The sequence below is a fragment of the Micrococcus sp. GbtcB5 genome (genome assembly GCF_019091605.1).
GTDB classification, from domain to species: Bacteria; Actinomycetota; Actinomycetes; order Actinomycetales; family Micrococcaceae; genus Micrococcus; species Micrococcus luteus.
In genome coordinates, this window is record NZ_JAGXJK010000316.1 from 1 (window position 1) to 249 (window position 249).

Genomic DNA, 249 nt, shown 5'->3' on the forward strand with positions numbered 1-249 from the left:
GCCGGCCGAGAACGCCGCCATCAAGCGCGACGCCCACCCGGCCGAGTGGACCTACGCGAACATCGTGACGCAGAAGCGCTCCTTCCAGCGGTACGGCATCGCCGTGGGCTGGTCCCGTGAGCTGCACACCTCGGACCCCGAGTACTACCGGTGGACCCAGTGGCGGTTCCAGCAGCTGTACCGCAAGGGCCTGGCGTACCGGTAGGACTCCCCGGTCAACTGGTGCCCCCAGGACCAGTCCGGGCTCGC

The 249-nt window shown here is 69.5% G+C and carries 1 pseudogene; it reads left to right on the plus strand.

What is annotated here, in order from left to right:
• A pseudogene (locus KVS67_RS12505) lies at nt 1-202 on the plus strand (class I tRNA ligase family protein); the annotation flags it as partial.
• Between the last annotated feature and the right edge of the window lie 47 nt (nt 203-249).